The following is a 10,584-nucleotide window of genomic DNA, read 5'->3' as shown; positions in this document are numbered from 1 at the left end:
CTTCTTAAAAGAAGCAATGCCTCTTTTTGCCTTTCCCTTTGGGGCCTGATTTTAAACAGTAAGCATATATTTAGACACAGACAGACCCTTAAAAAGATTTCCATCCCCTTTGGGGCGTGATTTTAAACAGGGCACAATTTGAAGAGATAAACTTTTAAAATTACTTTATTATACTTCTTTATATATGGGTTATAGTTCGAAGGGTCAATTACCCTTGTTATTTATATACCTCCGAACTTTTATTTATACTTTTCTATTTTGGTTTATTGTCTTTAAAATCCTTAAAATTTTTAATTTAAATCTAACTATCGGGGAAAATTGAAGATAAAAATAAATTACAAAAATCTCCAAAAAATCCCAATAATTTAATAAAATTAAATATTCAAATTAATTAAAATAAAAGACCCTTCGAAATTTGATAAAATTCTTTAAAATTAAAAAATAACCAATTAAACTCCTCTAAATTAAAAAATAACAATTTTTAGCGAGGGAAGATATACTAAAAACATAAAATTTAAATATCCTAACTCCTGTATATACTCTTAATTACAAATAACTTTTTAAATTAAAATGTGAGGGATATGTGCTCGATAAGTGGGATAATTATTAAAGAACAACCAATCCCTGTAAAATATGCAATAGATATGATGAAAATTTTAAAACATAGAGGAAGAGACAGTTCTGGAATGTTAATTGATGATAACATTATTTACTTTAAAGATTTTAAAGATGTTGAAAATTTAAATGTAGAGATTAAAAACATAAGTATAGGGCATAACAGATTGGCAATTGTAGGAAAATATGGAAACCAGCCAATTCCTAATGAGGATGAAAATATATGGTTAGTTTGTAATGGAGAAATTTATAACTATATTGAATTAATGGAATATTTAAAGGAAAATCATGAGTTTAAAACAGATACTGATAATGAGGTTATAATTCATCTATATGAAGAAGATAAATTGGAGGAATTGGATGGAGATTATGCATATGCAATTTATGATAAATTAAAAAATATTCTATTGTTGGCGAGAGATCCTTTTGGAGTTAAGCCATTATTTTATGTTGATACTAAAAAATATTTCGCATTTGCCTCTGAAAGAAAAGCATTATGGCATTTGTTGATAAATATTGATAACTGCAAGAAAGATTTAGATGTATTAAATAGCAAAATTAAGACATTGAAACCAAACTCTCAACTAATCTATTACTTAGATAACCACAGAATAGAGATTTTAGAAAATTTCAAAGATGACTTTAAAAATCTAAATTATAAAACAAATTTATGTTATGAAGAGGCAAAAAAATACTTAGAAAAGGCATTAAAAAATGCTGTCTTAAAGAGAGTTAGAGACCTATATAGAGTGGGAGTTATATGCTCTGGAGGAGTTGATAGTTCTTTAATTGCAAAATTAGCATCTTTATATTGTAAAGAAGTTATTTTATATGCAGTAGGAACAGAAAATAGCGAAGATTTAATTTATGCTGAAAAATTAAGTAAAGAGTTAAATTTACCTCTAAGAAAGAAGATAATCTCTGAAAATGAATATGAAGAATATGTTTTTAAAGTATGTAGAGCAATTGACGAAGTTGATTTAATGAAAATAGGTGTAGGAATTCCAATTTATGTTGCCTCTGAACTTGCCAATAAAGATGGCTTAAAAGTTGTTCTATCTGGACAAGGGGCTGATGAACTATTTGGTGGCTATGCAAGACACGAAAGAGTTTATAAAGAAAAAGGAGAGAAAGAATTTAAAAAAATGTTAATAAATGATCTTACCAATATATACAAGGTAAATTTAGAGAGAGATGACCATTGCACAATGGCTAATGGTGTAGAGTTGAGAGTTCCATTTTTAGATGAAGATGTTGTTAAAGTGACATTATCTCTACCTACAAATTATTTAATTTCAGACCTTAGAAAAAGAATTCTAAGAGATGTAGCCTCAAAATATCTTCCAGATTATATAGCATATAGACCAAAAAAAGCGGCTCAATATGGTAGTGGTGGAGAAAAAATAATATATAAGGTGGCTAAAAAATATGGCTTCTCAAAGAAAAAAATTAATGAATTTTTAAAGTTATTAAAGAACAGAGTTATTGAAGATTTTATTAAAAACATTTAATTAAAGTTTTCTGAGGGATATAATGGTTGTTATTTTAATTATATTATCATTTTTATTTTCAGTTGTATTATGTTATTTCCTAATGAAAAAGATGATTAATTATAAATTTGGCTACGATTTACACAAAAGTAAAAAAGTAAAAGTTCCAGAAATGGGTGGCTTAGCCCCATTATTTTCTAATGTTTTATTTATATCATTTATAAATGCAATTTTTACTTTACCAATAATTGCCTCTGGAATAATAGGAGTGATTGATGATATAGCCAAACTCTCTCCAAAAGAAAAATTGATATTATTATTTATTTCTGGCTTAATCATTGGAACATTATTTTACAAATATTCATATATTGATCTATTCGGAATTTTTTTAATTGCCATAGGAATTACCATATATTCAAATTTAACAAATATGCTGGCTGGATTTAATGGATTAGAAATAGGGGTAGGAGTAATAGTAACAATTTCAATGAGTATAATTTTATTTTTAAACAATCATATAACTGGCTCTATACTATCTTTAATCTTTGCCTCTTCATACTTTGGATTGTTAATTTTCAATAGATATCCAGCAAAAATATTTCCTGGAGATGTTGGAACCCTACCAATAGGAGCATTTTTATCAGTTTTAGCAGTTTTATATAAAGAATATATCCCCTTTTTAATTATAACCTTACCCTATATCATAGATGCCTCTTTAAAATATATTAGTGCTGGAGTTATGAGTAGAGATGAGCATAAACCAACAACTCTAAAAGAGGATGGAAAACTATATTATTTAGGAGGTTATTTATCACTACCAAGATTAATTTTAAAATATAAGCCAATGAAAGAGTATCAATTAGTTTTAATATTGTGGATTATAGGAATATTTTTTGGAATTCTGGGGATAATAACATCATTATATATTTAAATCTATAATGAAAATAGTGATTAGTATGGAAATGGATATAGAAAACATTTTAAAAGAAGTTTTAAAAAATATAAAGCCATCTAAGGAAGAGATGGAAAGATTACAAAAAATGGCTAATACAATTATTAAAGAAATATGGAATATAGTTAAAGAAAATAACTATCCAGTTTTAGATGTCTTATTAGTTGGCTCTTCAGCAAGGAATACGAATTTAAAAGACGATTATGATATTGATATTTTTATACTATTTGATAAAAAAGTTTCAGAGGATGAATTGGAATCCATAGGCTTAGATATAGGAGTAAAGGTTATAGAGAAATTACAAGGTTCTTATGAAATAAACTATGCCTCTCACCCTTATGTTAAAGGTAAAGTTGATAGATATGATGTAGATATCGTCCCATGCTATAAAATAAACTTTGGAGAGAAGATAATTTCTGCTGTTGATAGAACCCCATTGCATCACAAATTTTTAAAAGATAGATTAAATGAAAAATTATGCGATGAAGTTAGATTATTAAAGGCATTTTTAAAAAGTTTAGGTCTATATGGCTCTGATGTTAAGACAAAAGGATTTTCTGGCTATCTATGTGAATTATTAATTTTACATTACAAATCCTTTATAAACCTTATAGAAGATACTCAAAATTGGAAGATTGGGAAGAAGATAATTTTAAAAGATATATTTGAAATTTATAAAGATATAGATATTAAAAAACTTAAAAAGTTTGATGATCCCCTTGTAGTTTATGACCCAGTAGATTTAAATAGAAATGTTGCTTCACCATTAAGCAAGGAAAATTACTGTAAATTTATATTTTATTCTCAAAGATTTTTAAAAAATCCATCTATTGAGTTCTTTAAGGATTATAAAGAAAAAATAAATAAAATTTTAGAAGATAGAGAGCATGGATATAGATTGGTATTAAAAATTCCAAGAAAAGATGTTGTTGATGATATAATATATCCACAGATGGAAAAACTTCAAAAAAGTATAAATAAAATTATTGCTAAAAATGAGTTCGTAATTTTGGAAAGTAAGTGCTTTGCAGATGATAATTATTGCTATCTATATTGGGAATTTTTAGTATATAAATTACCAAAGGTTGCATTGAGGGAAGGGCCAGAAATATTTAAAAAGGAGAGAGTTAAAAAGTTTTTAAAAAAGTATGAAAAAGTATTTATTAAGGATTGTAAATTATTTGCATACACCGAGAGAAAGTATTGTCATATTATTGATTTATTTAAAGATATTGTTAATGGAAATATACAGAATATATCTATTCCAAAGTATGTAAATCCTAAGAAGGGAGAAATTGAAGAGTTGAGCAATTATGGATAACGCCAGTAACTTAATAAAAAGTGCTAATGAATTTTTGGACTCTTTAAGTGAACTTAATAACAAATTAAAAGAAGTAGTCATTAAGATAAAAAACAAAAATATTGATGAAATTGAATTAAATAATATAATATCTACATTAGAAGAGAATTTAAAAACTTTACAGAATTTAAAATCAAAGATGGAATTTTTAGAATTTGATTATCCATATAAAAATGTTGGAAAATTAAGAGGTAGTTATGATAGTGAAGGGTTACAGGAAATAGCAAATTATAGTTCATATCTAAGAAGAATTGCCAGTGAAAAAAAAGGAATTTTAGAGAGAGTTAAACATGCATTAGTTGCACATAAAATTGCATTAGGTCATTTAAGTGAAGATATTGGTAACATTGATCTACCCCCGAGTCTACCATTAGATGGGTCTTATAAAAAAATAATGTCTGAATTCCCTCCTTATTTAATAAATACTTACAAAGAGTTTTTAGATATATTAGAGCCGAAAGGTAGGGGTATTTTAACATCTTATACAGTCTCTTTTATAGTAATTGACAAAGGTAAAAGAGAATTTAAAAGAATAAAAGTTGAAGACAAAAATTATGAGAAGTTCATTAAAGAAAAATATGGAAATGTTATAATTACTTCAATTAAGAGAAATTATTCAAAAAATAAAATTATTGACGATCAATATGTAAGAAGAGTTTTGGCTATTGGATATTTAAATACATATAAAGATGAGATTGAAAAAACCATTGAGGAAAAACTTAATAGATTACTTAGCGAAGAGGATAAGAAATATCTCAAAAAATATTTAGAATTAATTTCAACATTTAAAGCGGAAGAGGATGTAAGTGGTGGAATTCTTGACATAAGATGCGTAGAGGAAAAAAAGTTAAAAGAACTTGAACTTAAAGAAATACTTGAAAAAGAAGGATTATACAAAAATGGAGAGCCAATAGACTCATTAAAAGAAGCAATTAAACTTAAAAATGAATTATCTAAGAAAATATCTTTTGATATATTAATAAAAAGATTTTCAGAGGATGTTTTTAAATTTTACTTATATAAAACTCCTGATGAAAGATCGAGAAGTAATTTATTCCCATCCATTATGATAACTCCACAGAAAGGATTTTTAACTTGGATGAAAGTTGAAGGTGTTGATTGTGTAAATGTCTTAGATTTAAAATTTAAATTGGAAGAGGAATTACCAAAATATCAGATTCCTTTAAAAAATGTTGGTGGAGTTGCCTTATATTTAATTCACGATTGGGATATTGTGGAGAGATTTAACTTTGATAAAAAGGAGATTGAAGATTTACTCAAAAAAATTGCCTTAATTGAGCCATTAAAAGAAATATTAATCAGTAAAAATGTGGATATAAAGAAATTAGAAAAGTTTGGTAAAGTCAAAAAAGAGAAAACTAAGAAGTTCTTAAATTTATTGGGTAAATTGTAACTCTTTTACAGTAACTAATGGGATTAGTTCAACATTCTCTTTTTGTAAATTTTCTTTAGCCCCCTCTAATCTATCTACAACAACAAAAACTTTTTTAACAACTCCTCCATATTTTCTAATTTCTTCAACTGCTTTTAAAACACTGTTTCCAGTAGTTGTTACATCCTCAACTACTATAACATTATCCCCTTCTTTTAGTTCTCCCTCTATTTTATTTTTAGTTCCGTAATCTTTTGGTTTTTTTCTAATAATTAATAGTGGTTTTTGCCCTAAAATAGAAACTGCCGTGGCTATTGGAACAGAACCCAACTCAATACCAGCAACTTTTACATTTTCATCTTTAATATTTTCAGCAATAATTTCTCCTATTAACTTTAAAATCTCTGGGTTTGTTGTAGCCTTTTTTATGTCAATGTAGTAATTACTTTTTTTACCAGAGGATAAAATAAATTCTCCAAATTTTACACATCCTACATCTTTGAGTAACTTTATTAACTTTAATTTTTTATCCACGAGTATCACCTAAATTATAAAAATAAAAAGTAAGATTAAAAATTTAGAATTTTATAGTTTCTTAATTTCTATTTCATAGTCGTGAATAACAGGATTTGCCAATAATTTTTTACACATTTCCTCGACTTTTTCTTTAACTTTTTCCTCATCTTCTTCTTCATCAATTATAATATCTATCATTTTGTATGTTTGAACTTCCTTGACATTATCATATCCTAAAAAGTTTAAAGCCCTCTTTATAGTCATTCCTTCTGGGTTTAAGACACCTTTTTTTAATTTTATTGTAACTGTGGCTTTATACATAAAAGTTCCCTCTCATATTTTATTTATTGTAATATCTTTTCAGCAACTATTTTATACTTAGCAATAACATCTCCTAAATCTTTTCTAAATACATCTTTATCTAAGACATCTCTTGTCTTTTTATCCCACAATCTCATAGTATCAGGGCTAATTTCATCAGCGACTACTAATTTTCCATTCTTTGTTCTTCCTATTTCTATTTTAAAATCAACTAATATTATTCCTCTTTCATCAAAGAATTTTTTTAACACATCATTAACCTTTAACGCTATTTCTCTCATCTTGTTAAGTTCCTCTCTCGTTGCTAATCCTAATGCAACTGCAATATCATCATTTAGCATAGGGTCTCCATATTTGTCATTTTTGTAGTCAAACTGAACAATTGGGAAAGGCAATTCTTTCCCTTCCTCAAAAGGATATCTCCTACATAAACTTCCCGCTGCTATATTCCTAACTATAACCTCTATTGGAATTATCTCTACCTTCTTAGCCACCATATACCTTGGTTCTATATATTTAATATAATGTGTTTCCACTCCATTTTCATTTAAAATTTCAAATAATTTTGATGAAATTAAAGCGTTTAAATGCCCTTTCCCTTCTTTTACATCATGTTTAGCCCCATTTCCTGCTGTAATGTCATCCCTAAATTCAATTAACACTTTATCCTCATCTATTTCATAAACTGATTTTGCTTTTCCCTTGTGTATTGGCTCTTTTTTTAATATTTCATTTAAGTTTATCTCCATATTTTCACCTTATATCTTTATAAAATTAAAAGAAAAAATTTTTATTTAAAGATTTTCGATGTGCCTCCCTAAGGAAGGGTTCGGCACATCGACCAAAGACATTTTTAAATAATTGCCCAGCACCGAGTTATACTTCAATAACTTTAACATCCTTTGATAAAACTGCCTTACCTTCTCCTTTCTTTAACACTCTACCAACTTCAAATGAATAACATTTATATTTTTCCAATTCATCAATTAAGTCATCTTTATATTCTTTTTTTGCTGATATTAATAAACCTCCAGCAGTTTCTGCTCCATAACCTTCCAATAATGCATGACCAAACATCTTACTTAATTCAGGTGTTTTTCTTATGCATGGTAAAGTAGTAATTTCAATTAAAACATTGCTATTTTTAGCCATTTCATTTGAATGTCCCAATATTCCAAATCCTGTAATGTCTGTTAATGCATTACCTATTTTATCTCCAACTCTTTCTTCTGCTTTTCTTAAAGCTAACAATCCATATCTGTTTGATGTTGTCATTATTTCTATTGCTTTATTAACAATATAATTTTTTTCCTCGTTAGTTATATTTAATAGATTTTCAAACTCTTCTGGAATTCTATTTAGAGCCATCGCTGTTTGAGTTCCTAAGGGTTTTGTTAATATTAAAATATCTCCCTCTTTTGCTCCTCCTTTTGTTAATACTTCCTCCTCTCTACCAACACCAGTAACTGCTCCTCCAATTAAGGGCCATGGATTTAGTATTGTATGTCCTCCAACTATTGAAGTTTTATTCTCTCTACAAAAATCTTGGAAGCCCTTTAACATTTCTCTAACTATTGGTATTGGCAATTTTTCAGGAATTCCTACTATTGCCAAAACTCCTATAATGTCTAAAAGTCCCATAGCATATATATCACTCGTTGAGTTGCAAGCAGCTATCTTTCCCTGTATATATGGATCATCAACTATTGGCGTAAAGACATCAACGGTTTTTGCTATAACTAAACCATTTCTTTTAATTATTGATGCATCATCTCCTAAGCCAACTAAAATATTTTTATCTTTTAAATCCTCATCAGTAACTATGCCTTTTACTAAATACTCTAACTCGGTGCTGGGCAGTTTGCATGCTCATCCATGTAGTTTAACCAATTCAGTTAATTTTATTTTATTTTTTTCAATCTTTTTATCCATAATTATCACCTAATATATTTTTATAAATCAACAAAAATACTTAAATAACCACAATAGGTAATAATCAATAACTTTGAAAAACTATAAAATACTACCAATTAGAATTTCTAATAATTATCGAGTTATTAAAAAATCAATAATGTGGAGATTATTATGGAAATTCCTATATTTGTTGTAATTTCTGGGAGTGATTTGTATGGAATCCCAAATCCAAGTGATGTATATATTAGAGGAGTGCATATCTTAGACAGAGAGTTATTTGTTAAAAACTGCATATATAAAAGTAAAGAAGGGGAAGTTATAAATAAAATGTTTGGAAAGTGTGATTTTGTTAGCTATGAGTTAGGAAAGTTTTTGAGAGAACTTTTAAAACCAAACGCTAATTTCATTGAGATTGCTTTATCTGATAAGGTTTTATATTCCTCAAAATACCATAAAGATGTTAAGGAAATAGCCCACAATTGCACTTGCAAAAATCTTTATTACCATTGGAAAGGATTTATTAAGAATCATTTACAAAAATTTCATATAGATGCTAAAAATCCAAAAATATGTTTGTATATTCTGAGAGCTTATTATCAAGGTATCTTATGCTTAAATACTGGAAATTTTAAATCTGACTTTAACTCATTTAAATGCTTAGATTGCTATGATGATGAGATAGTAAGTTATTTGTTTGAATGCAAAATAAATAAAAAACCAACCAATTGATGATGAATATAAAGAAAAGATAAAAAATCATTTTTGTGAATTGGATTTATTATTGAATGAGTGTTATAAAAACTCTAATATCAGAGATGAACCATCAGAAACTATAAAAATTAGAGCAATTGAGCTTTATAAATAAGGATATATTTTGAGGAAGTGAAAGAATGATAAGTGATAGATGCAAAAATATAAAGCCATCAGCAATTAGGGAAATATTTAATTTAGCAACATCTGACAGTATAAATTTGGGAATTGGAGAGCCTGATTTCACAACTCCTAAGCATATTATTGAGGAAGCAAAAAAAGCATTAGATGAAGGTAAAACTCATTACTCTCCAAACAATGGAATTCCTGAATTAAGGGAAGAAATTAGCAATAAGTTAATGGAAGATTACAATATAAATGTTGATAAGGATAATATTATTATAACCTGTGGGGCCTCAGAGGCTTTAATGCTGTCTATTATGAGTTTAGTTAATAGAGGAGATGAAGTTATTGTATTTAATCCATCTTTTGTATCTTATTTTTCATTGGTAGAATTTGCTGAGGGAAAAATTGTAAATATAAACTTAGATGATAATTTTGATATTGATTTAGAGCAAGTTAAGGAGTCAATAACCAAAAAAACAAAATTAATAATATTCAATTCTCCAGCAAACCCTACTGGAAAAGTTTATGACAAAGAAACAGTAAAAGGTTTGGCAGAAATATCTGAAGATTACAATTTAATTATTGTTTCAGATGAAGTTTATGATAAAATTATTTATGATAAAAAACATTATTCCCCAATGAAATATACAGATAGATGTATATTAATTAATGGATTTTCTAAAACTTATGCAATGACTGGTTGGAGGATTGGATATTTGGCAGTTTCAGATGAATTAAATAAGGAGTTGGATTTAATCAATAATATGATAAAAATTCACCAATATAGTTTTGCATGTGCTCCTACTTTTGCTCAATATGGTGCTTTAGCCGCTTTGAGAGGAAGTCAGGAATGTGTTAAAAATATGGTTAATGAATTTAAAAGGAGGAGAGATTTAATCTATAATGGATTAAAAGATATTTTTAGAGTTAATAAACCAGAAGGAGCATTTTATATTTTCCCTGATGTGTCTGAATATGGAGATGGAGTAAAAGTAGCTAAAATATTAATTAAAAATAAGGTTTTATGCGTTCCAGGAATAGCCTTTGGAGATAATGGCTATAACTATGTAAGATTTAGTTACGCTACAAAATATGAAGATATAGAAAAGGCTATTGAAATAATAAGAAAAATCTTTGAATAACTTTT

At 27.4% G+C, this 10,584-nt stretch carries 10 protein-coding genes; 6 read left to right on the top strand and 4 right to left on the bottom strand.

Annotation, left to right across the window (positions count from 1 at the left end):
• The first annotated feature begins 581 nt into the window (after positions 1–581).
• From asnB to HZY31_RS01020, 4 genes are read left to right on the top strand one after another with little or no spacing between them, the layout of a single operon-like run.
• Positions 582–2,126, top strand: coding sequence for an asparagine synthase (glutamine-hydrolyzing) (gene asnB / locus HZY31_RS01035; RefSeq protein ID WP_297317628.1), 1,545 nt, complete (start codon positions 582–584; stop codon positions 2,124–2,126).
• Between the two features lie 22 nt (positions 2,127–2,148).
• On the top strand, positions 2,149–3,036 hold the full coding sequence (locus HZY31_RS01030) for an MraY family glycosyltransferase (RefSeq protein WP_297317627.1): 888 nt from the start codon (positions 2,149–2,151) through the stop codon (positions 3,034–3,036).
• Positions 3,037–3,067: 31 nt separating this feature from the next.
• Positions 3,068–4,378 (top strand): CCA tRNA nucleotidyltransferase, encoded by a 1,311-nt coding sequence (cca, locus tag HZY31_RS01025; protein WP_463671211.1) that lies wholly within the window; start codon positions 3,068–3,070, stop codon positions 4,376–4,378.
• The gene (locus HZY31_RS01020; RefSeq protein ID WP_297317625.1) at positions 4,371–5,831 is read left to right on the top strand and encodes a DUF530 family protein; all 1,461 of its coding nucleotides are present in this window, start codon (positions 4,371–4,373) and stop codon (positions 5,829–5,831) included. Before cca ends, HZY31_RS01020 begins: the two co-directional genes overlap by 8 nt.
• On the opposite strand, the gene pyrE is transcribed toward HZY31_RS01020, so the two are convergent.
• The 4 genes from pyrE to selD all read right to left on the bottom strand — a co-directional run bounded on the left by pyrE (position 5,814) and on the right by selD (position 8,579).
• Entirely contained in the window at positions 5,814–6,344 is a 531-nt protein-coding gene (gene pyrE, locus HZY31_RS01015) for an orotate phosphoribosyltransferase (protein ID WP_297317624.1), read from the bottom strand. The genes HZY31_RS01020 and pyrE overlap by 18 nt on opposite strands.
• A 51-nt stretch (positions 6,345–6,395) precedes the next feature.
• The gene (purS, locus tag HZY31_RS01010) at positions 6,396–6,647 is read right to left on the bottom strand and encodes a phosphoribosylformylglycinamidine synthase subunit PurS (protein WP_297317623.1); all 252 of its coding nucleotides are present in this window, start codon (positions 6,645–6,647) and stop codon (positions 6,396–6,398) included.
• A gap of 23 nt (positions 6,648–6,670) precedes the next feature.
• Positions 6,671–7,396: a phosphoribosylaminoimidazolesuccinocarboxamide synthase gene (gene purC, locus HZY31_RS01005; protein WP_297317622.1), complete on the bottom strand. Its 726-nt coding sequence runs from the start codon at positions 7,394–7,396 to the stop codon at positions 6,671–6,673.
• 127 nt (positions 7,397–7,523) lie between these two features.
• A complete protein-coding gene (gene selD, locus HZY31_RS01000; RefSeq protein ID WP_297317621.1) occupies positions 7,524–8,579 on the bottom strand; it encodes a selenide, water dikinase SelD in 1,056 nt (351 codons plus the stop codon).
• A gap of 153 nt (positions 8,580–8,732) precedes the next feature.
• On the opposite strand from selD, the gene HZY31_RS00995 reads away from it, so the two are divergent.
• The gene (locus HZY31_RS00995) at positions 8,733–9,290 is read left to right on the top strand and encodes a nucleotidyltransferase domain-containing protein (protein ID WP_297317620.1); all 558 of its coding nucleotides are present in this window, start codon (positions 8,733–8,735) and stop codon (positions 9,288–9,290) included.
• 161 nt (positions 9,291–9,451) lie between these two features.
• Complete coding sequence (locus HZY31_RS00990; protein WP_297317619.1) at positions 9,452–10,579, top strand: pyridoxal phosphate-dependent aminotransferase; 1,128 nt, start codon at positions 9,452–9,454, stop codon at positions 10,577–10,579.
• Positions 10,580–10,584 lie beyond the last annotated feature (5 nt).

The organism is Methanocaldococcus sp. (genome assembly GCF_024490875.1).
In the GTDB taxonomy this organism is placed as follows: Archaea; AGJL01; Methanococci; order Methanococcales; family Methanocaldococcaceae; genus Methanocaldococcus.
The sequence above is the reverse complement of the archived record's forward strand: the minus strand, read 5'-3'. Positions and strand labels throughout refer to the sequence as shown.